Genomic DNA, 25,914 nt, shown 5'->3' with positions numbered 1-25,914 from the left:
ACTTAAGATTTCTCAATACTTAAGTGGGTTTTAGTGTCTATTCGTTGTCTTTATATTTTTCTGCCAGAAGCACATCATCAATAGCCTGCGCACAGCCACCGTGGTCGTTGTCTGCCACAACAATATCTGCTAAATTTTTGATAGTCTCATTGGCATTTCCCATAGCAACACCAAAACCTGCTTCGCGAATCATGCTTTCATCATTGTCAGCATCCCCAACAGCAATGATTTGCTCCATAGGAAGATTTAATTTTTGAGCAAGGTGAGCTAAACCCTGCCCCTTTTCAACTCCTTGCGCTGTTAGTTCAAGACCACTTACTTCAGCTTTTATCATCGTTATCTTTTCAGACAATAAAGTTTCATACGATTGATCTCGATCCCTTGCCGTAAAGTGATAAATATTGATTTTGTCAAAATGCTCTCTCTCCTTAGCTAACAAATCGTAAATGTTATCCACCAAGATAGCTGTTTTATCATAAAGTTCAGTATAAATTTCCATATAATAGTTAGCAATATTCTCAAAATGTGATTTTTGAAGATAGCCTTGTCCGTCAATCATACAAACCAGCATCAAATCTTGAGCTTCTGCTATCGCCTTCACCTTATCCACTGCTATAGCAGGCAAGGTTTGCTTAGCTAAAACGCATTTAGCCTCCAAATCATAAATCAATGCACCACTTGCAAGAATAGCATAGCGAATCCCGCGCAAATCATCTCCATAAGGAAGCAGTTCTGACAAAGAGCGTCCTGTTGAAAGTACAACTTGTTTACCAGCATCTTGAGCTCTCCCAATCGCTTCAACGCTGCTTTTGGCAATCGTTTTTTTACTAGTCAAAAGTGTTCCATCCATATCAAACGCAATCAATTGATACATTCCATTACTCCTCTTTTCTATCATATCTAGTATAGTACAGTTTAAAATAGAATCGTCCAGAAAAAGATAACATGAATTCAAAAATCACTCTAGATAACCTCTAAAGTGATTTTTAAAATTCTCTCAAAGTCAAAGAATGATGTTATAATTCTTTTTTATATTTTTCAACTTCTGCTTTATTAGCCCACACAAAGTGTCCAGGACGAATTTCGACCATTTCTGGCTTATCCGTTGAATAATCATGCTGATTAGCATCATAGACTTTCAACACTTTCTTCCGCTCCAATATTGGATCTGGAATTGGCACAGCTGACAATAAAGACTGAGTATAAGGATGAATTGGATTGTTAAAGAGTTCTTCTGTTTCAGCTACTTCGACAATCACACCCTTATAAATAACCGCAATACGATCTGAAATGAAGCGTACAACCGATAAATCGTGAGCAATAAAGAGATAAGTCAAACCTAATTCTTTTTGGAATTTTTTCAGTAGGTTTAAAACTTGTGCCCGCACAGACACGTCCAAAGCTGAAATCGGCTCATCGGCAATGACAAAATCTGGTTCCATAACAAGCGCACGGGCAATCCCAATCCGCTGACGTTGACCACCAGAAAATTCATGCGGGTAACGCGTTAAATGCTCTGATAACAATCCAACTTCATGAATAATATCTTTCACTTTTTTCTTGCGTTCTTCTTCATCTTTAAATAAGTGGAAATTATACAAGCCTTCCGAAATGATATAATCAACTGTCGCACGTTCATTCAAACTAGCAGCAGGGTCTTGGAAAATCATTTGAATTTTACGAATGATTTCTGACTCTTCTTCTTTTGATTTTTTGCCATTAATTTTTTTCCCTTCAAAGAAAATCTCTCCATGACTCGTATCATTTAAACCAATAATCGCACGACCAATTGTTGTTTTACCAGAACCAGATTCTCCTACAAGTGAAAACGTTTCTCCTTTATTGATAAAGAAATTAGCATTTTTAACAGCAACAAATTTCTTGCTTCCCTCACCGAAGGAAATTTCCAAATCTTTAACTTCTACTAATTTTTCAGGCATTTCCTTCCTCCTAGGCGTCTAAATGGGCAAAGCCCATTTTTGAGCTAATTTTTTCGTGTAAATCATCAATAACAGCTGGCTTATTCACTTTTGGAGCATTCTCATGTAACAACCATGTTTTTGCCCAATGGGTATCCGTTACATAGATTTGAGGTGGCTTCTCTTCAAAGTCAATTTCCATAGCATAATCCGAACGCAAGGCAAATGCATCTCCTTGCAAATGTGAATAAAGAGATGGCGGCGTTCCAGGAATTGAATACAACTCACCCTTGTCATCTGCCAACTGAGGTAGACTAGATAACAAACTCCAAGTATAGGGGTGGCGTGGGTCGTAAAAAACTTCTTCTACTGTTCCGTATTCAACGATTTCACCAGCATACATAACCGCAACCTTATCGGCAATACTTGCTACCACTCCCAGGTCGTGGGTGATAAAAATAGTTGTGAATTCATATTCGTGTTGCAAAGATTTCAACAAATCAATGATTTGTGCTTGAATCGTAACGTCAAGCGCTGTCGTTGGTTCATCACAGATAAGGATATCAGGTCGACAAGCAAGCGCAATAGCGATAACAATCCGTTGACGCATTCCTCCTGAATATTGAAATGGGTATTCATAAAAGCGCTTTTCAGCATCAGGAATGCCGACCTTATTCATATAGTCAACAGCCATTTCTTTCGCTTCTTTAGGCGTTTTCTTTTGATGCTTGATAATCACTTCTGTAATTTGGCTACCGATTGTGTTAATAGGATCCAAACTTGTCATCGGATCTTGGAAGATTGTCGCAATTTTAACACCACGTATAGGTTCCCAATCTTTATTTGACTTCAATTTTGTCAAATCTTGCCCCCGATAATCAATCGTTCCTTGAGCAACTCGACCATTTTCTTCTAACATTCCTGTAAATGTCTTTGTTAAAACAGACTTACCAGAACCAGATTCCCCTACAAGTGCAAGAACTTCACCTTCAATGAGGTCAAGCGAAACACCACGAATAGCTGTTAAGACCTTATCACGAACGTCAAATTCCACGACAATATCGCGAGCAGTCAATATTACATTTTTTTCTTGTGTCATATTTACTCCTATCTATGTGTACGTGGATCACTAGCATCCGCTAAGTTTTGACCGACAACGAATAATGAGAGGGAAACCAAAATCAAGGTTGTCAATGGAATCCAGAAAAGATACGCATTTGTTGTCACGTTTTGTGAATAATCTGAAATTAACCGTCCCAAACTTGGTACTGTGACAGGAAGCCCCAAACCAAAGAACGATAGAAATGCTTCATAAGAAATGAAACTTGGCAGCAGTTGTGAAGCCGTGGTCACAATAACAGAAACCAATTGTGGCATGATATTTTTTACAATGATTTTCAGTGTTGGCGTACCCAAAGTTCGGCTGGCAAGGTTATATTCCAAGTCGCGATAACGCATGATTTGGATACGAATCGTATAAGCAATCCCAACCCAACCTGTGATGGTCATAGCAAAAATCAAGTTCCAGAAACCAGCACCAATTGAATAAGTCAAGACAATGACAATCAAGAGAGATGGGATGTTAGAAATGATATTGTACACTTCCATCATGATACGGTCAACGGTTTTGGAAATTCCCCAGATACCACCAATCACAATACCAATAACTAAGTTAATCACAGTTGCAATGACGGAAATGAGGATAGAGTTACGAGCTCCAAACCATACTCCGTCAAAAAGGGATTTCCCGTTGCTATCTGTACCAAACCAATATTGACCATTTGGTTTAATATAACGCGCACCGAAATCATTCACCTTGCTGACATCGTTAAAGTCAAAATCTGAGAAAATCGGATAAATGAAACTCATCAAAATAATAGCGACCAAAATTCCCAACATGATAACTGTTGATTTCTTTTTTAGGAACTGACGCATAACTGATTTCCAGTAAGAATAGGCTGGAGCATCAATCGTTTCAGAGGCAAAATCATCGCGTTTGACAAATTGGAACTTAGTCTTATCAATTGTAGCCATTATTTACCTCCTTTTGATGTTAATTTAATACGTGGGTCAAGTACTGTCATCAGAATATCACCCAATAGAAGAGCGAAGATAGAAAGACATGTAAAGATAAAGACAAGACCAACGACCATAGAGTTATTTGAAGCTTTAACAGAGTCAATCAACATCTTACCCATACCAGGGAAAGCGAAGACTGTTTCAGTCAAAGTTGCACCTGTAATAACCCCAATAACTGAGTTTGGAATGCTGGATACAAGTGGCACCATGGCATTTTTGAAAATATGTTTATTTGAAATTTCTTTTTCAGAAAGACCTTTTGCACGTGCAAAACGAACAAAATCTTGTGATTGCAAGTCAATCATATAACGACGAATCCACACTGCTGTCCAAGGTGCACTCAAGAGCCCAAGAATAACTGCCGGCAGCACATAAGAGCGCCAATCACCTGCTCCCAAAATAGGGAATGAATCAGGCAAGCCAATTGCTGAGCCAATCAACCGAATGATATAAACCAAGGCAATAGTCGGCAGTGACATTAAGAAAGTCAAAGCACCGGTTGAAATACTATCAAACAATGTATTCTTAAAACGAGCCATATAAGATCCAAGTGGAACGGCGATTAAGTATGACAAGGCCAAACCAATCAACCCAACAATAGAAGAGCTCACAATCATAGATGGATATTGATAATTGCTCTCTGTCGCCGTATAAGGATCATCTTTTCCGTAATTAGCAACATCGCGTGCATCGGCTTGTTTTGGAGACTTATATGTACGTGTATAAATATTAACAGATGATGTTTTCTTTCCTGTTGGAAATTGAACTTCTGAAGTCTGCGTTTGACCTTGCCCTTGTGAAATAACTTGTAGGACAGGGAGATTTGCATAGGTTGGATAGGAGATTCCCAGATTTAATCTCACAAAATTTTGGTGGATAAATGGAAACCGACTATTGAAGTACAATAAATATTTATGTTTCGTTCCAGAACCAACAACAGACCAACCAATAGCAGGATCATTTTCAATGCGAATATAACGCTTCAAATTCGGATTAGAAGCATCTTTCACAGCACCTGTATGGTCAATTTGAATCAAATTACCATAGAAACCAAGAACGCGTTCATAGACTGGAACTTCACGAGTTGCATAAAATTGCTTGCTTTCTTTAAATTGCTGCAATTTCCAACCGCGTCCCAGCTTTTTGATGTAAGCTTCATAGATTTTTTTATTTGCATTAGTAGGTTCTACTGTTACAGAGGAATTCTCTTTACTAGCTTTTTCTTGCAATTCCTTCGTATCATAGTAGTCAATGTAACCCATACGCTCAAAAATCGTATTTTCGTAATTGGCTTTTTTATCAGGAGTTGTCGCTATTTTGTTATAGTTTGGGTCCTGTTTGAAAATCAACTTCCTAGGCACCATGGTATAGATAATGGTGTAAGTCAGCGTTGTTACCATGAAAATAGATACTAAAGAGCGTAAGATACGCATAAAAATATATTTCTTCATTTACCGTTTCCTTTAAAATCCCAAAAGAACTTTCCCTCCTGTTAGAGAAAGTTCTGATGAGAAGTTTATTTTACATGATCTGCTAATTCTTTTTGTATTTTAATGATTCAGCATGAGTCACATCAGATATTCCACTTTAATAACTATGGTTAAGTTATTAAACATAACCTGTCAGCCAAGACCGAAGGAACTGATAGAGAAATGCCACGCGTCACGACAAATACCTATTTTCAATTTTAGAATACCTTCAATTTTTAAACTGATTGTTTAAAATTATATCACAATTCTGGTTAATTGTAAAATCAATTGTCAGAATATTTTTATCATAATTGAACTTTTTTTGTTTTTCTGTTAAATTTTATCTAATTTTTTTCAATTATTTAACATGATCTGCAAGTTCTTCTTGAGCCTTTTTATTAGATTCTGTGCGCTTTTTATTCCATTTTTCCATTGCTTTCTTGTATTGATTTTGAGTCACAGGCTCATCTTGGAGTTCAAGATATTTATATAGAATGATTTCACTATTCCCTTTGTTTCCTGACCAAGCAAATGGATTGCTAAATGGTACTGTACGAGAAAGAATTGGACGACCAGTCAAGGTTGTTGTCGGAATAACCAAAGCATTATCAGTCAACCAAGCTTGGGCTGCAGCATATTTTTCATAGCGTGCATTCGTATTAGTGGTTTCTTTTTCAGCCTCATTCAACAACTTTTCATATTCGTTCATACCAACTTGTGCTGCGGCAGCGTTATTCGTACCTGCATCAAATCCTAGATAAGTCTTAGTGTTTTCACCGCTTGAAGGTTTGATAACATCAAGATAGGTAGATGGGTCTTGGAAGTCTGGACTCCAACCAACATTATCAGAAAGATCCCAATCTTCTGCCGCTGCAGATTCGGCAAAGTAAGTGATATTATTCACGTCGTCTTTAGACATTTGTTGAATATCAATCACAACATTTTCTTTCCCAAGATTCTTTTCAATTGATTGCTTCAATGATTGCACGCGTTGAACTTTATTAGTCGCTGTTTGGTCAACTGGCATATCAATGTGGATTGGGAATTGAACACCGTCTGCTTGAAGCGCCGCTTTAGCTTTGGCTAATTTTTCCTTGGCTTTGGTTGGATTGTAAAGTCCGTCTTGCGCATCATTTAAGTTGACATCTTTCCAACTTTCATCGTAGCCGACTAATTTTTCTTTGACCAATTCTCCAAAGCTCTTGTCATCTGTTTGAACAAACGTTGGTGGTACAAAGAGGTTACGAAGCATCTTCGTTGCACCATCTTTACCATTTACTTGTGACGCATAAGCTGTGCGGTCAAATGCAAATGTAATCGCTTGACGGAAGTCTTTATTTAGCAAAGCTTTCTTAGTAGAAGTCTTTTGAGTATCTGTTGTCTTTGAAGTATGTTTGTAAGATTGACGGTCAATGTTTGTAGCTACTAGGTAAGTCGTTGCATCTTGCGGAGTATAAACGATGTTGTTTTTATATTTCTTGCTAACAGAAGCATAACTTGGACTTGTTGGAAATACTTTGGCATTAGTAAATGAACCATCGCTAAATCCTTTAGCAAGTTTGTCCTGGTCTTGACCATCATAGTAGGACAACTTAATGTTATCAATGTGCACATTTTTCTTATCCCAATAGTTTGGATTTTTCGCAAATTCGACAGATGATTTTGCTGTGATAGATTTTAGCAAGTATGGTCCATTATAAAGAAGACTAGATGGATCTGTTGCTTGTGCAAATTTATTGCCTTTTGATTTCAAAAATTCTGCATTAACTGGTGCTAGAACGCCCATTGTTGTTTTTGAGTTCCAAAAACTTTCTGGTCGATTAAGAGTGTATTGAACCGTGTAATCATCGACTGCTTTGATACCGACAGAAGAGAAATCTTTATTTTCACCTTTCATGTAAGCATCCAAGCCTTTAACAGAATCTTGCACCAAGTAAATAGCATCAGATTTATTGTCTGCAGCATATTTTAAGCCCGTTACAAAGTCTTGTGCCTTAACTTCTGCATACTCTTCGCCTTCCGATGTGTACCACTTCACACCCTTACGAAGTGTATAAGTATAAGTCAAGCCATCTTTAGAGACGGTCCAATCCTTCGCCATAGAAGGAACTAGATTTCCATAACGGTCATTTTCCAAGAGTCCGTCAATGACATTACTGGTAAGATTTGCAGTAGCTGCTTTCCCAGTTGTCAAATAGTTCAAATTATCTGGATCTTGCTCATAAACATATGAGAATGTTTTATTCCCAGAACTTGTTTTAGAGCCAGAACAAGCTGCTAGAGTTCCTGTTGCAAGCAAGGCTAGCGCTGCAAGGGTAATGATTTTACTTTTTTTCATGAATATTCCTCCCAAAATCATTATTTTTATACATTCTAGCACACAAAAAGTAAAAAGTAAATAGAATTTTCTAAATTTTATGACATATTTTTCAGACCTAGTATCAAAGGAATTATATTAACCTTACAATTTTATAGATAGAAAAAAGCAGGTTTTCCTCACCTTTTAGTGAGTTTCACCTGCTTTTATAGGTTGTATTATTTTACATGATCAGCTAATTTATCTTGAGCTTTTTTATTAGACTCGGCTTTTTCTTTTTGCCATTTCTTCTTAGCTGCTTCATAGTCTTTCTTAGTGACAGTATCGTTACCGACTTTAATGTATTTGAAGTAGGTTGAGCTACCTTTACTACCTGTTTGCGCAAATGCACCTGAGAACGGTTGAATGCGTGACACAAAAGTTCCGGCACCTGTTGAAGCCATTGTTGGTAAGACAAGTGAACTGTCTGTTAACCAAGCTTGTGCTGCTGCATATTTTTCATAACGTTTTGCAATGTCTGTTGTTTCTGCACCTGCTTCATCGACTAATTTATTATATTCGTCCAAGCCAACTGCTTTAGCACCAGCATTTTCACTACCAGAGTCAAATCCAAACCAAGTTTTCGTATTATCAGAAGATGTTGATTTCAAAATGTCAAGATAAGTAGATGGGTCTTGATAGTCAGGAGTCCAACTAACGATACCTGAGAGATCCCAATCTTCGCTAGCTGCATTCGGAGCATAATAAGTGATGTTCATTACATCATCTTCTGACATCATATTCAAGTCCATGACAACATTTTCTTTGCCAAGCACTTTTTCAATAGATTGTTTCATAGATTGCATACGAGCAACAAAGTTTTTAGAAGTTTCAATTACAGGAACATCTATGTGGATTGGGAATTGCACACCTTGAGCTTGCAATGCTTCTTTTGCTTTTGCAAATTTCGCTTTTGCTTTGTCTGGATTGTACAAACCGTTTTGTGAATCTGCTAATTTGACACCCTTCCAGTCATCACCATAGCTAGCTAATTTTTCTTCTACAACATCGCTAAATGATTTTTCTCCAACTTGGACAAAGTCAGACGGTACAAACATATTGCGGATTGCTTTAGCAGCGCCCTCTTTACCATTGACTTGTGCAGCGTAAGAGTCGCGGTCAAGCGCAAAGTTCAGCGCTTGACGGAAGTCTTTATTCAACAATGCTTTTTTCGTTGAATTTTTTTCTTCATCTGTTTTTTTAGCAGTGTGGTTGTACGTTTGACGGTCAATATTAAGTCCTAAAACTGCTGTTCCTGCACCAGCTTCTGATGTATAGATATTGTCTTTGAAGTCCTTTTCAAAAGTTGAAAAGTTTGAACTTGCTGGGAAGAGACGTGCATACGTATAAGCACCATCTTTAAAGTTACGTGCTAATGAATCTTGGTCTTGACCATCATAATAAGCCAACTTGATGCTATCAACATTTACTTTATCTTTATCCCAATAATGTTTGTTTTTAACATATTCTACCGCAGATTTTGCTGTGATAGCTTTCATCAAGAATGGTCCATTATAAAGGATTGAGTTAGGGTCTGTTGATTGGCCAAATTTATTTCCTTTAGATTTCAAAAATTCGGCATTGATTGGCCACATAATGGCAGAGGTTGTCTTAGAATTCCAATATGGTTCTGGCTTGTTCAATGTATACTGAACAGTATAATCATCAACTGCTTTCACACCTACCGTTGAAAAGTCTTTTGTTTGACCATTCACGTAAGCATCTAAACCTTTAATTGAGTTTTGAACCAAATAAAGCGCCTCAGATTTTTTATCGGCAGCATGTTTCAAACCAGTTACAAAGTCTTGCGCTTTAACTTCTGCGTATTCTTCCCCTTCTGATGTGTACCATTTGGCACCCTTACGAAGTTTATAAGTATAGGTTAAACCATCTTTTGATACAGTCCATGACTTAGCCATTGATGGTACAAGATTTCCATATTTGTCATTTTCTAACAATCCGTCAACTCCATTTGTCACAAGATCGCTAGTGGTTGCTTTTCCTGATGTTACATAATCCAAAGTTTCTGGATCACTAGAATACACATAACCAAATTTTGTTTCAGCTGAGCTCGATTTCGAACCCGAGCAAGCAGCTAAAAGACCAGACGTTAAAAGAGCTAGCCCCGCAACTGCGATGATTTTACTTTTTTTCATAGTTACCTCCGAAAAGTATGATATATTCTAATTATACTATATCTTCATAAAAAGTAAAGAATTTTCAAACAAATCTTTTACTAAAAAATGTGATTGTATTCCAAATGCTTTCAAACAACGGACTCACTTCTCGTATCCTATTGATGGATACATTGCTTTTTAGGTTATTTCCCCTCTGGGTGAATGACATACGTTTCAAAATCCAGATTCGGCATACATTCTGCTAAATTGTTCTCAATGCGCTTCAGTGCTTCTAAACGCATTTCAACAGATGTATGAGCATTTCCTTGAATGATAAAAATAGCATTCTTTGTCTCGTCATCAAATTTATAGTTTTCTCCGTCACGAACATCTAGCCATGCTAAAATTCCTTTTTGATCACGATAAACATAATCAGTCTGTGAAACGTGTTTTTCCGTAGATAAAATCGGTAGAAACACATCTTCTTTTTGACTAACCGTAAATTCAATTTGCCCCGCTATTTTATCCAAATCATGCCCACCAATGGCTAATAAAGAATGTAAAGATTCAACATTATAAATATCAATAATACTATTAATATTCGGGATGGATCCACGATGTCGAATATTCCGAATAAGCGCCAAAACGGTAGGAGGATTCTTCTTGACACTACGTCCGACACTTTGCAATAAATCCTTGTAGCCTTGAATGACTGGAGTATCAGACACCTCATCAATATCGCAATTCAATGCCCACTTTTCCATCTCTTTTTGCTTTTTCAAAAATGAAGCAGGTAAAGGTGCACGTGGATCTACATTTTTAGCGATGCCAATAACCACATTTTTAATCCCAAGCATTGCGAGACTTTCATTCAGTATAAACTTCATCATGATCCACCTCCGTTTTATTATTTATTGAGCTCATCAACTATTCAAATTGTATCATTTTTAGGAGAAAATTTCTTACTTTAGTTTTAAAATGCTGTCTTTCATTCATATTGACAAATTTTTCTCCTATGAGAAATGCTAAAAAGACTGGAATTGCTTCCAATCTTATTTCTCACTATTTTCAACTGCTGCTGTGACAAAAGCGGTATAAAGTCCTTCTGGACGATTAGGACGGCTAGATAATTCTGGGTGGTATTGACAAGCCACAAAGAATTTATTTTCTGGCATTTCAACAATTTCCACCAGACGATTATCAGGTGAAACTCCTGAGAATACAAAACCAGCATCTTCAAATTGTTGACGGAATTCATTGTTAAATTCGTAACGGTGACGGTGACGACGCTGAACAACTTCTTGATTGTCATAAGCTGCAGCCGCTTTGGAACCGCGTTTCAACTTAGACGGATAAAGTCCTAAACGAAGCGTCCCTCCCATATCTTCTACATCAATCTGATCCCGCATCAAATCTATAACAGGATGTTTCGTATCTGGATTTAGTTCTGAAGAATTAGCATCATCAAATCCCAGCACATGGCGAGCAAATTCAACACAAGTCAACTGCATACCAAGGCAAATTCCAAGCATTGGCACATCATTTTCACGAGCATATTGAATCGTCGCAATCTTTCCTTCGGTCCCACGATGACCAAAGCCACCCGGCACAATGATACCGTCTGCATCTTTCAGTAATTCAGCGACATTTTCAGTTGTGACATCATTCGCATTGACCCAATTCAGCTTGATTTCCGCATCGTTGGCATAACCAGAGTGCTTGAGAGCTTCTACAACAGAGATGTACGCATCTGGTAGTTCCACATATTTTCCAACTAGTGCAATTTTTACTTGTTTCTTCAAGTTCATGACTTTATCAACCATAGCAGACCACTCTGTCATATCTGCTTCTGGCACGTCCAACTTCAAGTGATCACAAACGATTTGGTCCATGTTTTGTGCTTGTAGGTTTAGCGGAATTTGATACAAATGTTCCACATCTAGCGACTCAATCACTGCTTCTGGTGCTACATCACAAAACTGCGCTAATTTGTTCTTAATATTTTGACCAGCTGGCTTTTCGGTGCGAATGACCAGCATATTCGGTTGAATACCCAGACCACGCAATTCTTTTACAGAGTGTTGAGTTGGCTTGGTTTTCATTTCCCCAGCTGCCTTAAGATATGGAAGCAAGGTCGTGTGAATATACATCACATTGTCTGCTCCGACATCTGCCTTCATTTGACGAAGTGCTTCTAAGAATGGCAAACTTTCAATATCTCCTACAGTTCCTCCCACTTCTGTGATAATCACGTCAGAGTCTGTTGTTGTTGCCGCACGTTTAATTTTTTCTTTTAAAGCATCTGTAATATGTGGGATGACCTGAACAGTAGCTCCAAGGTACTCACCTTTACGTTCTTTACGAAGAACTTCGCTATAAATCTTACCCGTTGTGACATTTGAATATTTATTTAGGTTAATATCAATAAAGCGCTCATAGTGCCCCAGATCCAAGTCTGTCTCTGCACCGTCGTCCGTCACAAACACTTCCCCGTGTTGGTAAGGACTCATCGTTCCTGGGTCGATATTGATATATGGGTCAAACTTTTGAATAGTCACCTTAAGGCCACGGTTTTTCAAGAGACGACCAAGACTTGCCGCTACAATCCCTTTACCAATCGAACTAACTACACCACCTGTAACAAAAATATATTTTGTTGCCATAAATACTCCTTATCTAAAATACAACGTCCATTGCTTTTTAAGACGTGTTCATGAATAGCAAAACAAAAATAGCTCCCTAGAGCTAGGGAGCTTCGACTTCTTAAAAGAAGTGCCCGATATTATAATATCGCAGAATAGATTTTTTGTCAAATCAGAAAATGCTCTAAACTGAACTATTCTTCATCTTCTGGATCCACCTCATCATCTGAGTAATCCTCATCCTCTTCATTGAGTTCGACTTCTTCACCTAAATCATCAGGTGCAATTTCATTGATTTCCGCATCATACGCCTCAACTTCACTCTTTTCATCGTCTAGATTATCCTCGTCATAGTTAAGGGCAGGGTCTGCTTCGTATGAATCTTCATCTTCTGGATCATCATCATTGTAATCAATGGCGTTTTCATCTCCGTCCATAAAGGCATTCACACGTTTTTTCTTCCGTTTCTTAGGAGCTTCTTCATCGTCTTCTTCAAGAGTGATAATTTCTTCATCCACTTCATCAATCGCATACCATGAACGCAAGCCCCACTTATTATCCCCTAGAGGAATGAAACTGCCGTCTACATTTAGCTCTGTATAAAAAAGTGGCAAGGCTTCACGAATATCACTATTTGATTTTTCAAGGTAATTTTGAATTTCATTGACAAGATCGTTAAAATACATTTCATGATGACGACCACGTGTTTCTAAGATAGCACGCGCTACTTCAATCATAGAAAGTTCACTCTTTTCTTGTCCAGCAAATACTTCTAATTCCAAAGTCGATCTCCTTTTAAGTCTGAGAGCTTCTGCCATGTTGACTCTCAAAAATTTAATTTATTGAATTTTTCGCTACTTTTTATTGTACGATAAAAATCCTCTTTCGTCAAAGGAATTTTATCCTTTATTCAAGAAAATCACTTTCTCACTAAAATGACTTCCGCTTTTATATAAAAAGAAGTAAAAAGGCAATTCAGCCGAATTTCCGACTGAACTTGCCTTATGTTATCGTTCGATTATTTTACTTTTGCAGTACTTGTAATCAATTCAACGGCTTTTTTAATCACAATATCATGTTTCAACATATCTGCTGAAAGAAGTTGACGAACGCGCTCTACTTCCATGCTGTAATCAGCGGCAAGTGAAGCAATTTCTGCTTCAATGTCTTCATCACTTGCTTCAAATCCTTCTGCTTTCGCAACAGCTTCAATCACAAGGTTGGTTTTAGTACGTTTTTCAGCATCAGCTTCATGTTGCTTGTGAAGGTCTTCTTGCGTTGTACCAGTGATTTGGAAATACATATCTGGTGAAATACCTTGACGTTGCATGTTTCCAAGGAATTCATTCACAGAGCGATGAACTTCTTCGTGAACCATTTCTTCTGGCAACTCAACGATTTCTGCATTTTCTACTGCAAGATCAAGTGCTGCAGATTCAACTGCGTCATCAAAAGCAATTTCTTTTGATTCAGCTAATTCTTTGCGGTATTTTTCTTTTAATTCGTCAAGTGTTTCAACATCTTCGTCAATGTCTTTCGCTAGTTCATCATCTAGTTCTGGAACTTCTTTTTCTTTGACTTCATGAATGGTTGTAACAAACTTAGCATCTTTACCTGCAAGGTCTGTTGCTTGATAGTCTTCTGGGAATGTTACGTTTACTTCTACTGTTTCGCCAGCAGCATGTCCAACCAATTGATCCTCAAAACCTGGAATGAATTGACCGCTTCCGAGTTCAAGTGAGAAGTTATCTCCTTTACCGCCGTCAAATTCAACGCCGTCAACTGTTCCAACAAAATCAATCACAACTGTGTCGCCATTAGCAGCCTTGTCTTCTTTCAATACAAGCTCTGCTAAATTGTTGCGCTCACGTTCAATTCTTGCGTCTACATCTGCGTCAGATACTTCTTTAGAGACATCAACAGATACTTCTAGATTTTTATATTCACCTAATTTTACTTCAGGTTTTGTAACCACTTCAGCGGTAATGGTCCAATCTTGACCTTTTTCCATAGAAGCCACGTCAAATTGTGGTTGGGCAACAACTTCAATTTCTGCTTCTTTAACTGCAGCTTCATAAGCAGCTGGGAGAAGGGCGTTCAGTGTGTCTTGGTAAAGAGCTTCTTCCCCAAATTTTTGGTTAAACACCGGGCGAGGAAGATGACCTTTACGGAAACCTGGTACATTCAGAGTTTTCTTAACTGAGTTAAACACGCGATCCAATTCTGGCTTGATTTGTTCTTGACTGATTGTAAATGTCAAAACTCCGCGATTTGTTTCTTTGTTTTCAAATGATACAGACATTCTGTCATTTCTCCTTAAAATTTATTGAATACAATCAATTATACCATAAATACACGTTATTTCACAAATTTTCTAATGAAAAATTTAACGATTTTTCCGTCCATTTGCTGATTTTGCTCTTTATGCTTTCCGAATTTTATCCTTTTGGTAAGCAGCTCGTGCTCCACCGATTAGCTTAGGGCGGCTAGCGAGCGCAGTCACATGCGCTTCTCCGAGTTCTCTCAAAATTGGTCGAACTGGGATTTGAACGTGTTTAACATGCATACCAATCGCCGTATCTCCGATATCTAGCCCCGCTTGAGCCGTGATAAATTCCACCTCAACTGGATCGTTCATATATTTAAAAGCAGCTAACTGCCCGCTTCCACCGGCATGCAGAGTGGGCAAGACATTGACAATTTCTAGATTTCGTTTTTGAGCCAACTCTCGCTCCACAACCAAGGCTCGATTAACATGTTCGCAGCCTTGAACAGCTAAGTAAAGACCACGCTCGGATAACATATCCAATATGGTTTTGACAATGACTTCTCCCACTTCTTGGCTGGAATTTTTTCCAATATGCCCTCCAATCACCTCACTGGAAGAAAGTCCAATCACAAAAATATCACCAGCAGAAAGAACTGATTTTTCTAAAACATCTGCTAAAATTGTTTGTGTTTGTTCTCTAAGTTTTTGTAAATTCATGATTTCACCTCGTTTTAATTGTATTATAAATGATTTTTATTGCTTTTACAAACTGAAATTCTTAAAAGTAAAAAGGGCACAACACCCCTTATTTACTTTATTTTTTCAAAACATCCACCAACAGTTTATTCAAGATTACCCCAACAATCATTCCTAAAGTATTTTGACAGAAGTTAGAAAATATTTCTGGAAAAGCTGCTCCCCAACCATGCATGATCGTGGAAGCAACAGCATACCCCCCTACCATAACAAGCGTCGCCAATACTAAACCAAGATAACGACTTTTCCCTTTAAAACCCGCAAAATAACCTTGTAGACCATGAAAAATCATGCTAAAAAACATCCACTGCGGATAACCCGAAATCAAATCAATAAGAAATCCGGCTAAACCACCAACAATTGCTCCTTCTTTTCTGCCAAAATAAAAGGCGGCAAAGAAAATTCCTGTATCAAGAAAAGTTAAAATTCCCGTTGGCGTTGGAATTTTTAAATAATATCCCAAAACAACTGTCAAAGCAGCAATCATAGATAAAAGGACAAGTTTATGCGTCTGATTCTTTTTCATATTGAACAACTCCATATTGATCTGAATGTTGGATAGCTCGGTAAACAAATTCTTTTGAATTTTGAACCGCTTCAAAAGTTGACTTCCCTAATAATAGCTGACCGGCAATGCTGGAAGCAAAGGTGCAACCCGCTCCGATATTATTTTTGTCTAAAACAGGCGATTCCAAAATTTTAAATTGCTCTCCGTCATAATAAACATCTATTGCTTTTTGAGAATCTAAGCGGTTTCCTCCTTTGATAACAACGGATTTAGCACCCAAAGAATGGAGAAGTCTAGCCGCTTCTTTGACATCCTCTAATGTTCGTAATTCTTTTTGAGCCAAGAGTTCAGCTTCTGGTAAATTAGGCGTGATAATGTTTGTATAAGGGAAAAACTTGATGAGCTCATCTCGAAGTGCCGAAACCTCCACATCATGGCTTTCCTTGCAAACTAAGACAGGGTCTAACACAACAGGAGTCTCTGCATGAGCTTTCACAAAATCCAAAGCCAAATCTGCCACTTCTACATTGGGCAAAAGCCCCAATTTAATAGCTGAAAAAGGCACATTCTTAAGAGAGTTGAGCTGCTGAGAAAAGACTGTCGTATCTACAGGAATAATCTCAAAACCTTGCTCCGTCATGGCGGTCAAGCAAGTCACTGACACAAAACCATGTAGTCGGTTGACCGTGTAAGTCGCTAAATCAGCATGCAGTCCGCCGCCACTAAAAATATCATTCCCTGATATAGCTAAAATAAAGTTATTCTTCATATCGTATCTCCTTTAGATAAAGTCCGTTCGAGGCTGCTGTTGGTCCTGCTAAATGACGATCTTTTTCTGTTAAAATTCTATCAATCTGCTCGACTGGCATTCGTTTATTTCCAATTTTCAATAAAGTACCGACCATATTGCGAATTTGCTTATACAAGAAGCCATTGCCAGAGAAAGTAAAAATCAGAAAGTTGCGTTTCTCATCAAAGTCTAAGCGTGCTTTTGTAATCGTCCGAACTTTATTTTCCACACTAGTTCCTGAAGCTGTAAAACCCGTAAAATCATGAGTTCCTTCTAACTTTTCAATAGCTTCTTCAATCAAACTCAAATCAAGCGGATAAGGGTAATGGGTTGCATAATAGCGCATCATAGGATTTTTAGGACGCCCGATATCCACTATAAATTCATAGGTCTTGCTGTGTTTGCAATACCTAGAATGAAAATTATCATTCACCTCTTCTACACTGATAAAATCAATATCTTCCGGTGTCTGCGTATCAAGTGCGAAACGTAGTTTTTCTCCATCTCTTTTTTGTGGTAAATCAAAATGAATAACTTGTCCTAGCGCATGAACACCGCTGTCTGTACGTCCTGCACCATGGATTACGACCGATGCCCCACTATTGATTTTGGTTAAAGTCTTTTCAATCTCTTCTTGAACGCTACGAGCATGAAGTTGCCGCTGAAAACCAGCAAAGCCATGACCGTCGTAAGAAATAATCGCTTTATATCGTGTCATGTGTTTATTGTAACAAGAAAAAAAGCCCCTCGCAAGACTGTAAAAACAAAACTGTCCGGGGACAGGTTTTCATTGAAAATATGCTACACTAGAATACGGAGGAAAGATAAATGACTGATATTACTTTTTGCAAAAAGAAATCTCGATTTCGTTACAAAGCTGCTGCCGTCATTATTGAAGAAGGCGCGCTTGCTTTTATGACCAATCCAAACGAGGATTATTTTTATCCTTTAGGTGGAGCTGTTCAGCTAGGAGAAACTTCAGAAGAAGCTATTCTTCGAGAAATTAAGGAAGAAACTGGACAGGACTACGAAATCGATCGATTGCTGTTCATTCACGAAAATTTTTTCCAACAAAATTCTGGCAAGTTAGCTGGTCTGAATTGCCATGAAATTTCCTTTTATTACTTGATGAAGTCAAAAGGCCAGCAGTTCCCAAGCTTCTCTCCTCGTGAAACAGTTGAATGGATTCCACTAGATCGAATGGATGAGTATCAAGCCTACCCAAATTTTCTAGCAAAACTTGTTTCCACACAACCAACTGGTATCAAGCGCGTCATCACCAAAGATGAAAAACACACAATTTTATCCTTATAATATAAAAGAGCAGCGTCAAACTGCTCTTTTCTTATTGCTCAAAGGCATCTTTCATTTTATCAAAGAAACCTTTTTTCTTCGGATTGACTTTCATATCACCAGCTTCTGCAAACTCTTTCAACGCTGCTTTTTGTTTGTCGTTAAGTCCTGTCGGTGTTACAACATTGACTGTGACATACTGGTCTCCCATGCTGCCGCCACGAAGGCTCGGTGCTCCCTTTCCACGCAGGCGGAAGCGTTTGCCGGTTTGTGTTCCCTCTGGAATGGTTAATTCCACATCACCGTGAACGGTTGGTATTTCCACGCTGTCACCTAAAGCTGCTTGAACGAAATTGAGATTGAGCTTATAATAAATGGTTGATCCATCCCGCTCAAACTTATCACTTGATTCCACCTGAACGACGACATATAGATCTCCGTACGGTCCACCGTTGAAACCGGCCTCCCCTTGACCAGACAAGCGAACTTGTTGACCAGTTTCAACACCTGCAGGGATTTTTACATGAACACTATGGGCTTGTTTTTCATGTCCTGTTCCATGGCAGGTTTGGCAAGGGTCTTTGATTTCTTGTCCGCGCCCATGGCAGACATCACAAGTGACTTGACGACGCATCATTCCAAGTGGGGTTTGCGTATCCACATTGATGACACCAGATCCGTGACAGCGACTACAAGTTATTGGACTAGTTCCCGGTTTCGCACCAGAGCCATGACAAGTATGGCAAGTCGCCTCACGATTGTATTTAATTTCTTTATCCGTACCAAAAATCGCTTCTTCAAACTTAAGGTTGACCCGATATTGAAGATCATCTCCTTGACGAGGTGCGTTGGGATTGCGACTTGCACCACCTCCACCAAAGAAGCTAGAAAAAATATCTTCAAAACCTCCAAAGCTAGAACCGTCAAAGCCACCAAAACCGCCAGCTCCACCGCCGAAGCCTCCGTTAGCTCCCGCAGCACCATATTGGTCATAGGCTGCCCGTTTTTGCTCATCACTCAAGGTTTCATAGGCCTCTTGGACTTCCTTGTATTTCTCTTCAGCACCCGGTTCTTTATTGATGTCTGGGTGATATTTCTTTGATAATTTCCGATAGGCTTTCTTAATCTCATCCTGAGATGCGTTTTTTGAAACGCCTAAACGGTCATAAAATTCTGTATTGTTCATATAAGATACTAAGAGCGAACAGAAAGCGACTGAAATTTAGGAAACCGACAAGAAATCCTGATTTCTTAAGAGGTTTATCTAATTTCCGAGCTTTCCGCTCGTGTTCAATTCCATGAACACTCTTTGTTCCTTTCTGTTATTGTTACGAAACAAACCAATATTTAGGTTGGGTTCAGTTCCTCTTTATCCAAAAACAGAGGTTGGTTTATCAACCCCTGAATTTATCTGTTACAAATCGGCTACAAGTAAGATTGAGCAAGCACTAAATTATAATCCGCAATCGTTCTTGCCAAGATGTGACAAAGGAGGTTTCAGGATTTTCCTGAAGCACTCCTGTCTCATCGTTACGATGGGAGAAAGCAAAGACGATTTTTTCTTTGTTTTCGATCTAGTAAGCCGCCTAGCTTGACCGCCTTATAGCGGCAAGCGTTAGCAGATGAGCTGCTTTGGCGTCTTATTTCTCCGTAAACTCACCGTCTACGACATCATCACCTTTGTTGTCGCCTGTACTTGTTTGGCTTGCACCTTCTGCTCCTGCTTGAGCTTGTTGGGCTGCAGCCGCTTGTTCGTAAAGTTTCACAGCGAGGGCTTGCGCTTTTTCATTGAGTGCTTCAAGTTTTGCTTTCATGTCATCCAAGTTGTTATCTTCTTGAGCTTTCTTAAGGTCATCAAGGGCAGCTTGGGCAGCGTCGCGCTCTGCGTCGAAGCCTTTTCCTTCTGTTTCTTTGATTGTCTTTTCAGTTGCAAAGATTGCTTGATCCACTTCGTTACGAAGATCTACTTCTTCTTTACGTTTTTTATCTGCTTCAGCGTTTGCTTCTGCATCTTTCATCATGCGGTCAATTTCTTCGTCTGTCAAACCGGAGTTCGATTGAATAACGATGTGTTGTTCTTTTTGCGTACCAAGGTCTTTAGCCTTAACAGACACGATACCGTTCTTATCAATGTCAAATGTTACTTCGATTTGAGGGATTCCGCGAGGAGCAGCTGGGATATCTGTCAATTGGAAACGTCCAAGAGTCTTGTTATCTGCTGCCATTGGGCGTTCCCCTTGAAGAACGTGGATATCAACAGCTGGTTGGTTGTCTGCTGCAGTTGAGAAGACTTGTGATTTAGATGTTGGAATCGTTGTGTTGCGGTCAATCAGTTTAGTGAAGACACCACCCATTGTTTCAATACCAAGTGACAATGGTGTTACGTCAAGCAGAACAACGTCTTTGACATCACCAGTAATGACACCACCTTGAATAGCTGCACCCATAGCAACTACTTCGTCAGGGTTTACTGATTTGTTTGGCTCTTTACCAGTTTCAGCTTTTACTGCTTCCACAACGGCAGGGATACGTGTTGAACCACCAACAAGAATAACTTCATCAATTTCTGACAAGCTAAGACCAGCGTCAGACAATGCACGACGAACAGGTTCTTTTGTGCGATCCACAAGGTCACGAGTCAAGTCATCAAATTTTGCACGAGTCAAAGTCATTTCTAAGTGGAGCGGTCCAGCTTCTCCCGCAGTGATGAATGGCAAGCTGATTTGAGTAGAAGTTACACCAGAAAGGTCTTTCTTAGCTTTTTCAGCCGCATCCTTCAAACGTTGAAGAGCCATCTTGTCAGTTGACAAATCAATACCGTTTTCTTTCTTGAACTCTGCTACCATATAGTCGATAATCTTTTGGTCAAAGTCATCACCACCGAGTTTATTGTCCCCTGCAGTTGCTAGCACATCAAAGACACCATCGCCTAATTCAAGGATTGACACGTCAAATGTACCACCACCAAGGTCAAATACAAGGATTTTTTCTTCTTTATCTGTCTTGTCCAAACCATAAGCAAGGGCTGCTGCTGTTGGTTCGTTGACAATCCGTTCTACTTCAAGACCAGCAATTTTACCAGCATCTTTAGTTGCTTGACGTTGGGCATCGTTGAAGTAAGCAGGAACTGTGATAACTGCTTTGGTTACTTTTTCACCAAGGTAATCTTCAGCATAGCCTTTCAAATATTGAAGAATCATAGCTGAGATTTCTTGTGGAGTATACTCTTTCCCATTTGCTGAAACTTTTTCAGAAGTTCCCATTTTTGATTTAATGGAGATAATCGTATCAGGATTTGTCACCGCTTGACGTTTTGCTGCGTCACCAACGATGATTTCACCGTTTTTGAAAGACACAACTGACGGTGTTGTACGGTTACCTTCTGGATTTGCGATAATTTTGCTTTCAGTTCCTTCAAGAACTGCAACTGCTGAATTTGTTGTACCTAAGTCAATACCAATAATTTTGCTCATTATTTTTTCCCCTTTATTTAGAATTTCTTTTTTGATACTCTTCTTAAGTGGCGGCGCCATCAGAGCTTGACTATGTCAATCTCTTTATTAAAGTTTGCGCAGAGAGCACCACGGTTAAGAGTGTCGCCAATTGTTCACTTCGCTCACGGTTTAGTAGAGCGAAAATATATTTTCTTTCTTCATAGTTTACCGTCGTTTCGGACGAGATCTTTTTATTCTGCTACCACTACCATAGCTGGTCTTAGGAGACGTTCATGGAGTTTATAGCCCTTTTGGAAGACTTGTGCGATGCTTCCAGCTGGGTAATCATCATCTGCCGGCACCGTCTGAATAGCCATATGGAAGTTGTGATCAAACTCACCGTCTGTTGGAACTTCTTCAATTCCTTCATCTTTAAGGGCGGCAATCAAACTTTCCTGTACCATTTCTAGCCCTTTTCGGACATCATCAGTCAGACCTTCAACTGCCAAGGCGCGTTCTAAGTTGTCCAACGAAGGAAGAATTGCTTTTCCTAAGTCTTGGCTACGATATTTCTGCAATTGTTGACGTTCTTCATTTGCTCGGCGCTGAATATTTTGCATTTCAGCAGCTGCACGAAGATATTTGTTTTCAAATTCGTCTGCGCGCTCATTCGCCAAGTCCAATTCGGACTTTTCAGGAGCTACCTCTGTTGTTTCTTCTACCGAAACGTCCTCTTTTTTTGCTTCTTCTTGCTGTTTTTCTGCTGCCACTAGGCACCTCCTTATGGTATTTTAAGTATTTTTCTATCTATAGCTATCAGCTCTGTCGCCTTAATGCACTTCATAATGATTGCTACTCAGATATCTATAAAAATCTGTGAGCTTCATCGTTAAAACGCGATTGACAACATTGAGTTGACTGACAACTCGCTGATAATCTAAATTGACTGGTCCAATGACCGCTAGCATACCAAATCCTCGGTAAGGAATGAGAAATTTGCTAGAGATGAGCGTCAAATTCGCCAGACTGCTTTCTCTGCTGTCTGCCACGCGCACCGTCTGCATTTGATCTTCAGCTAAACTATCTCGAATTTCAAAAGCCACTTTTTGCAGTTGATCAAAGAATTGATAACTCTTTAGATCTGAAAAATTCAGCAACTTCACCTTACCAGATACAATGACATTTTCTTTGAAAATATCACTAAAGATATGCTCGAAAAGATCCATAACATTATCGGTCGTTGTAAAATAACGCTGAATAATTTGTGGAATCTCTGTCCGAATCTTATAGTGAATATCAAGAACTGTCTGTCCTAAGAAACGCTCTTGTATCAATTCTTTCAGCTGAATCAAATCACCTCGCAAGAAATTACGGGGAATCATGAATTGGCTGGTAATCGTATTGGATTCATCCAAAGTAAAGACTGCTAAAGCTGTATGCTGGCTGAGAATCACAATGTCAAAAGCTGTCAAGCGTTGTTGACTCGGTTCTACATCAAGTGCTACCACCGTACATCCACTTAGCATTGAAAGAACGTCTGCTGCCTGTTGAAGAACATCCTCTAGTTTGAAGAATTCACGGTCAAATGCCTTGATTACTTCATAGAGTTCATTTTCAGCAAGACGATCAAAGGAAAGGGAATGTTTGACAAAGTATTGAAAACCCGCAACACTTGGCTTGCGTCCACTTGATGTGTGTGCTTTTTCCAAAAGCCCCTGCTTTTCAAGAACAGCCATGTCATTACGAATCGTCGCGCTGCTAGACTGGATTGATTCTTGTAGGGCTTTAGATCCGACTGGCTCATGGGTCTTTGTAAAGATGTCAATAATCAAGTTTAAAATCTCATTCTGACGTTCCGTTACCATGACATCACCCCTTTCAGCTTTCAGCTGGAATATGAGATTTTCTTTTTAGCACTCTAAACACCTGAGTGCTAACCTATGATTCTATTATACACGGTTCATTTTTAAAGTCAAGACAAAAACTCAAAAAATTAGCACTCTTTTAAAAAGAGTGCTAAAAATCAGTCTGAGGACCTAGTTTTCTTCTTTTTCACAAGCCACATATAAAAGAATAATTCCGCAACCGCTAAAATCGGCAACAACAGAAGTATGACATTTGTTAGCCAGCCTAAAAAATTTTCTTTTCCATTATACATCCTCCTTGCTATTTTGATAGAGTCGCTCAATTCGTTTCAGTTCTATTTCCAAAATCTCTCGTCCTATTTCTGTAATCTGATAAATTTTACGTTTCTCCTCTTCGTGAGAAAATACAATCAAACCATCTTTCTCCATTTTAGACAAAGTTCCATACATAGTTCCCGGACTAATTACAACCTGCCCTTTTGTCAGTTCTTTTACTTTCTGTGTAATGTTATAACCATGACTTTCTTTTTGCAAGCAAAATAAGATATAAAATCCCGTCTCTGTCATGGGAACATAAATCCGTCTTAATTTATCATCCATACTATTCACCTCGATATACTTGTCAAGTATTTTTTAGCAATAAAAAAAGGAGAGAAAGTCGTTCCCAAAAATCAACGCTTATCTCAACCTCTTAATTTATTTTCATTACAAAAACGACTCTTACTCAATCTCATCCAGTATTTTCTTGCCAACTTCACGATAAGACATATCTCCAATGCAATCAACTGTAAATTGACCATTCTCGTATTCAATGACGGTCACACTACCATTGTCTAAACCATGTGGCCTTGTTTGGTCAATGAGATACACAAATGTTCCAATGGTCATACCGTGGCTAACAATCAGTGCATTGCCACCACTAGCAGCTTCGATTTCCTTGGCAATATCTGAAAATCCTTCCCAAATACGGCTACTCAATTTTTCCCAACTCTCAGCCCAACCAGCTGTATCAACTTCTACCAGGCCTTCAGCCAGCTCAGGGTAACTCAATTGATGAACATGCTCTACATTGAAAACACGGGGCATCACTCCCATAAACAGCTCACCATCGTAAGCTCCATCGAAACTACCAAAACACCATTCGCGAATTCGCTTATCTGTGCGATAAGGAATGCGCCCTGTCAAGTCAAGTTCTTCTAAAATAATCCCCATGGTTTGAATTGTCCGCCCGCTATCGCTAGAAAAAGCTTTTTTGAATGGAAGTCCTGACTCGCGAAGCCCAATTCCTAGCTCACGAATGCCACGTTCTCCTGCAGCGGTCAAAGGCGTATCAGACCAGCCTTGTGCCCGACCGATTGTATTAAACATGGTCTTCCCATGGCGAACAATGTATAATCTTGTTTTTGCCATATTTTACCTCCGTTTTTCTTACTATATTATATCATTTTTTGCAGAAAATCGTTTGAGAGATGAAAGAAAAATCAGGAGTAAGATGAAAGCCACAATTCGTGAAAATCAACTTTTCTCACATTCCCGTTTTTGCGATTATTTCTGCCCTTCCAATATCTTAGCACCTACTTGGCGATAAGACATGTCTCCTAACGCTTGAATGGTGAATTTCCCATTTTCATACTCCACGACCGTTACACTGCCATTTTGTACGCCAGGATTTAAAATAATAGACGGATCAATCAAACAAGTAAAGGCACCGATTGTCATGCTGTGGCTGACGACAAGAGCATTGCCCCCACCAGCAGCTTCTACCTCTTGCGCAATAGCTGTGAAACCATCTAGAATACGTCCACTAAGCTTTTCCCAAGGTTCTGCCCAGCCAGCTGTATCCACTTCGACTAGACCGTCTGCTAATTCCTGCAAGGTTAGTTTCTTATAGTCTTCAACATCCAGCACTCGTGGAATCACGCCATGAAACAGATCGCCACCATAAGCACCGTCGAAACTGCCAAAACACCATTCGCGGATTCGCTTGTCAAAGGTATAAGGAATTTTGCCTGTTAAACCGAGCTCTTCAAGGACAATCCCCATGGTCTGAATTGTCCGCCCAGAATCGCTGGAAAAAGCTCTTGTAAATGTAAGTCCTGATTCTCGCAAACCAATTCCTAATTCATGGATGCCACGTTCCCCTTCAGCCGTAAGCGGCGTATCACTCCAACCTTGCGCCCGACCAATTGTATTAAACATCGTTTTTCCATGACGAATAATGTATAATTTCGTTTTTGCCATTTCAATCTCCTTTTCAAAAGAAGAAGCTGGGACAAAAGTGCTCAGCTTCCTTTGCTTATATAGTCATAATTATAAGACGCAGTGGTTGAGTGGACTCTAATACGTTGATAAATCAACTTTTACAGTCCTACTCAACCGTGCGGAGGTGGGACGATGAAATCAAGTTTCTACGAAAC

General features: G+C 39.1%; 23 protein-coding genes. 1 reads left to right on the top strand and 22 read right to left on the bottom strand.

What is annotated here, in order from left to right; translation table 11 throughout:
- Positions 1 to 37 precede the first annotated feature (37 nt).
- The 15 genes from HMPREF3249_RS02710 to truA form a co-directional block, all read right to left on the bottom strand.
- On the bottom strand, positions 38 to 874 hold the full coding sequence (locus HMPREF3249_RS02710; protein WP_003039829.1) for a Cof-type HAD-IIB family hydrolase: 837 nt from the start codon (positions 872 to 874) through the stop codon (positions 38 to 40).
- Positions 875 to 1,016: 142 nt separating this feature from the next.
- Entirely contained in the window at positions 1,017 to 1,940 is a 924-nt protein-coding gene (locus tag HMPREF3249_RS02705; protein WP_003026175.1) for an ATP-binding cassette domain-containing protein, read from the bottom strand.
- Between the two features lie 10 nt (positions 1,941 to 1,950).
- The gene (locus tag HMPREF3249_RS02700) at positions 1,951 to 3,018 is read right to left on the bottom strand and encodes an ABC transporter ATP-binding protein (protein ID WP_003039437.1); all 1,068 of its coding nucleotides are present in this window, start codon (positions 3,016 to 3,018) and stop codon (positions 1,951 to 1,953) included.
- 8 nt (positions 3,019 to 3,026) lie between these two features.
- The gene (gene oppC / locus HMPREF3249_RS02695; protein ID WP_003026180.1) at positions 3,027 to 3,953 is read right to left on the bottom strand and encodes an oligopeptide ABC transporter permease OppC; all 927 of its coding nucleotides are present in this window, start codon (positions 3,951 to 3,953) and stop codon (positions 3,027 to 3,029) included.
- Positions 3,953 to 5,449 carry an ABC transporter permease gene (locus tag HMPREF3249_RS02690; protein ID WP_049534436.1) on the bottom strand — a complete coding sequence of 499 codons (1,497 nt, stop codon included), beginning with the start codon at positions 5,447 to 5,449 and terminating at the stop codon, positions 3,953 to 3,955. The genes oppC and HMPREF3249_RS02690 overlap by 1 nt, the downstream gene beginning before the upstream one ends.
- A 376-nt stretch (positions 5,450 to 5,825) precedes the next feature.
- The gene (locus HMPREF3249_RS02685) at positions 5,826 to 7,805 is read right to left on the bottom strand and encodes a peptide ABC transporter substrate-binding protein (RefSeq protein ID WP_049534439.1); all 1,980 of its coding nucleotides are present in this window, start codon (positions 7,803 to 7,805) and stop codon (positions 5,826 to 5,828) included.
- Between the two features lie 197 nt (positions 7,806 to 8,002).
- Positions 8,003 to 9,979 (bottom strand): peptide ABC transporter substrate-binding protein, encoded by a 1,977-nt coding sequence (locus HMPREF3249_RS02680; protein WP_049534441.1) that lies wholly within the window; start codon positions 9,977 to 9,979, stop codon positions 8,003 to 8,005.
- 164 nt (positions 9,980 to 10,143) lie between these two features.
- On the bottom strand, positions 10,144 to 10,830 hold the full coding sequence (locus tag HMPREF3249_RS02675; protein ID WP_059221464.1) for a B3/B4 domain-containing protein: 687 nt from the start codon (positions 10,828 to 10,830) through the stop codon (positions 10,144 to 10,146).
- 162 nt (positions 10,831 to 10,992) lie between these two features.
- Positions 10,993 to 12,603, bottom strand: coding sequence for a CTP synthase (locus tag HMPREF3249_RS02670; RefSeq protein WP_059221467.1), 1,611 nt, complete (start codon positions 12,601 to 12,603; stop codon positions 10,993 to 10,995).
- Between the two features lie 173 nt (positions 12,604 to 12,776).
- Entirely contained in the window at positions 12,777 to 13,364 is a 588-nt protein-coding gene (rpoE, locus tag HMPREF3249_RS02665) for a DNA-directed RNA polymerase subunit delta (protein WP_049534451.1), read from the bottom strand.
- Positions 13,365 to 13,600: 236 nt separating this feature from the next.
- Positions 13,601 to 14,884: a trigger factor gene (gene tig, locus HMPREF3249_RS02660; protein ID WP_049534453.1), complete on the bottom strand. Its 1,284-nt coding sequence runs from the start codon at positions 14,882 to 14,884 to the stop codon at positions 13,601 to 13,603.
- Between the two features lie 120 nt (positions 14,885 to 15,004).
- The gene (locus HMPREF3249_RS02655) at positions 15,005 to 15,568 is read right to left on the bottom strand and encodes a TIGR01440 family protein (RefSeq protein WP_049534455.1); all 564 of its coding nucleotides are present in this window, start codon (positions 15,566 to 15,568) and stop codon (positions 15,005 to 15,007) included.
- 97 nt (positions 15,569 to 15,665) lie between these two features.
- Positions 15,666 to 16,133, bottom strand: a complete 468-nt coding sequence (locus tag HMPREF3249_RS02650) for an ECF transporter S component (RefSeq protein WP_037619444.1) — start codon at positions 16,131 to 16,133, stop codon at positions 15,666 to 15,668.
- On the bottom strand, positions 16,111 to 16,884 hold the full coding sequence (locus HMPREF3249_RS02645) for a bifunctional hydroxymethylpyrimidine kinase/phosphomethylpyrimidine kinase (RefSeq protein ID WP_049534467.1): 774 nt from the start codon (positions 16,882 to 16,884) through the stop codon (positions 16,111 to 16,113). The genes HMPREF3249_RS02650 and HMPREF3249_RS02645 overlap by 23 nt, the downstream gene beginning before the upstream one ends.
- On the bottom strand, positions 16,874 to 17,623 hold the full coding sequence (truA, locus tag HMPREF3249_RS02640; RefSeq protein ID WP_059221469.1) for a tRNA pseudouridine(38-40) synthase TruA: 750 nt from the start codon (positions 17,621 to 17,623) through the stop codon (positions 16,874 to 16,876). The genes HMPREF3249_RS02645 and truA overlap by 11 nt, the downstream gene beginning before the upstream one ends.
- A gap of 110 nt (positions 17,624 to 17,733) precedes the next feature.
- On the opposite strand from truA, the gene HMPREF3249_RS02635 reads away from it, so the two are divergent.
- Positions 17,734 to 18,219: an NUDIX hydrolase gene (locus HMPREF3249_RS02635; RefSeq protein WP_004224118.1), complete on the top strand. Its 486-nt coding sequence runs from the start codon at positions 17,734 to 17,736 to the stop codon at positions 18,217 to 18,219.
- Between the two features lie 31 nt (positions 18,220 to 18,250).
- On the opposite strand, the gene dnaJ is transcribed toward HMPREF3249_RS02635, so the two are convergent.
- From dnaJ to HMPREF3249_RS02600, 7 genes are all read right to left on the bottom strand, one after another.
- Positions 18,251 to 19,384 carry a molecular chaperone DnaJ gene (gene dnaJ / locus HMPREF3249_RS02630; RefSeq protein WP_003039670.1) on the bottom strand — a complete coding sequence of 378 codons (1,134 nt, stop codon included), beginning with the start codon at positions 19,382 to 19,384 and terminating at the stop codon, positions 18,251 to 18,253.
- 454 nt (positions 19,385 to 19,838) lie between these two features.
- Positions 19,839 to 21,671, bottom strand: coding sequence for a molecular chaperone DnaK (dnaK, locus tag HMPREF3249_RS02625; protein WP_004224124.1), 1,833 nt, complete (start codon positions 21,669 to 21,671; stop codon positions 19,839 to 19,841).
- 212 nt (positions 21,672 to 21,883) lie between these two features.
- On the bottom strand, positions 21,884 to 22,402 hold the full coding sequence (grpE, locus tag HMPREF3249_RS02620) for a nucleotide exchange factor GrpE (protein WP_021002038.1): 519 nt from the start codon (positions 22,400 to 22,402) through the stop codon (positions 21,884 to 21,886).
- Between the two features lie 60 nt (positions 22,403 to 22,462).
- The gene (gene hrcA, locus HMPREF3249_RS02615; protein WP_070867481.1) at positions 22,463 to 23,497 is read right to left on the bottom strand and encodes a heat-inducible transcriptional repressor HrcA; all 1,035 of its coding nucleotides are present in this window, start codon (positions 23,495 to 23,497) and stop codon (positions 22,463 to 22,465) included.
- Positions 23,498 to 23,782: 285 nt separating this feature from the next.
- A complete protein-coding gene (locus tag HMPREF3249_RS02610) occupies positions 23,783 to 24,097 on the bottom strand; it encodes a PadR family transcriptional regulator (RefSeq protein ID WP_106382354.1) in 315 nt (104 codons plus the stop codon).
- A gap of 120 nt (positions 24,098 to 24,217) precedes the next feature.
- Positions 24,218 to 24,907, bottom strand: coding sequence for a histidine phosphatase family protein (locus tag HMPREF3249_RS02605; RefSeq protein ID WP_049534473.1), 690 nt, complete (start codon positions 24,905 to 24,907; stop codon positions 24,218 to 24,220).
- A 135-nt stretch (positions 24,908 to 25,042) separates the two neighbouring features.
- Entirely contained in the window at positions 25,043 to 25,738 is a 696-nt protein-coding gene (locus tag HMPREF3249_RS02600; protein ID WP_004224131.1) for a histidine phosphatase family protein, read from the bottom strand.
- Positions 25,739 to 25,914 lie beyond the last annotated feature (176 nt).

Source organism: Streptococcus sp. HMSC36C04, assembly GCF_001839535.1.
GTDB lineage: Bacteria > Bacillota > Bacilli > Lactobacillales > Streptococcaceae > Streptococcus > Streptococcus hominis.
The sequence above is the reverse complement of the archived record's forward strand: the minus strand, read 5'-3'. Positions and strand labels throughout refer to the sequence as shown.

Coding starts and splice junctions, on each gene's coding strand:
- HMPREF3249_RS02710 (WP_003039829.1), bottom strand. CDS start 874: ATGTATCAATTGATTGCGTTTGATATGGATGGAACACTTTTGACTAGT.
- HMPREF3249_RS02705 (WP_003026175.1), bottom strand. CDS start 1,940: ATGCCTGAAAAATTAGTAGAAGTTAAAGATTTGGAAATTTCCTTCGGT.
- HMPREF3249_RS02700 (WP_003039437.1), bottom strand. CDS start 3,018: ATGACACAAGAAAAAAATGTAATATTGACTGCTCGCGATATTGTCGTG.
- oppC (WP_003026180.1), bottom strand. CDS start 3,953: ATGGCTACAATTGATAAGACTAAGTTCCAATTTGTCAAACGCGATGAT.
- HMPREF3249_RS02690 (WP_049534436.1), bottom strand. CDS start 5,449: ATGAAGAAATATATTTTTATGCGTATCTTACGCTCTTTAGTATCTATT.
- HMPREF3249_RS02685 (WP_049534439.1), bottom strand. CDS start 7,805: ATGAAAAAAAGTAAAATCATTACCCTTGCAGCGCTAGCCTTGCTTGCA.
- HMPREF3249_RS02680 (WP_049534441.1), bottom strand. CDS start 9,979: ATGAAAAAAAGTAAAATCATCGCAGTTGCGGGGCTAGCTCTTTTAACG.
- HMPREF3249_RS02675 (WP_059221464.1), bottom strand. CDS start 10,830: ATGATGAAGTTTATACTGAATGAAAGTCTCGCAATGCTTGGGATTAAA.
- HMPREF3249_RS02670 (WP_059221467.1), bottom strand. CDS start 12,603: ATGGCAACAAAATATATTTTTGTTACAGGTGGTGTAGTTAGTTCGATT.
- tig (WP_049534453.1), bottom strand. CDS start 14,884: ATGTCTGTATCATTTGAAAACAAAGAAACAAATCGCGGAGTTTTGACA.
- HMPREF3249_RS02655 (WP_049534455.1), bottom strand. CDS start 15,568: ATGAATTTACAAAAACTTAGAGAACAAACACAAACAATTTTAGCAGAT.
- HMPREF3249_RS02650 (WP_037619444.1), bottom strand. CDS start 16,133: ATGAAAAAGAATCAGACGCATAAACTTGTCCTTTTATCTATGATTGCT.
- HMPREF3249_RS02645 (WP_049534467.1), bottom strand. CDS start 16,884: ATGAAGAATAACTTTATTTTAGCTATATCAGGGAATGATATTTTTAGT.
- truA (WP_059221469.1), bottom strand. CDS start 17,623: ATGACACGATATAAAGCGATTATTTCTTACGACGGTCATGGCTTTGCT.
- HMPREF3249_RS02635 (WP_004224118.1), top strand. CDS start 17,734: ATGACTGATATTACTTTTTGCAAAAAGAAATCTCGATTTCGTTACAAA.
- dnaJ (WP_003039670.1), bottom strand. CDS start 19,384: ATGAACAATACAGAATTTTATGACCGTTTAGGCGTTTCAAAAAACGCA.
- dnaK (WP_004224124.1), bottom strand. CDS start 21,671: ATGAGCAAAATTATTGGTATTGACTTAGGTACAACAAATTCAGCAGTT.
- hrcA (WP_070867481.1), bottom strand. CDS start 23,497: ATGGTAACGGAACGTCAGAATGAGATTTTAAACTTGATTATTGACATC.
- HMPREF3249_RS02610 (WP_106382354.1), bottom strand. CDS start 24,097: ATGGATGATAAATTAAGACGGATTTATGTTCCCATGACAGAGACGGGA.
- HMPREF3249_RS02605 (WP_049534473.1), bottom strand. CDS start 24,907: ATGGCAAAAACAAGATTATACATTGTTCGCCATGGGAAGACCATGTTT.
- HMPREF3249_RS02600 (WP_004224131.1), bottom strand. CDS start 25,738: ATGGCAAAAACGAAATTATACATTATTCGTCATGGAAAAACGATGTTT.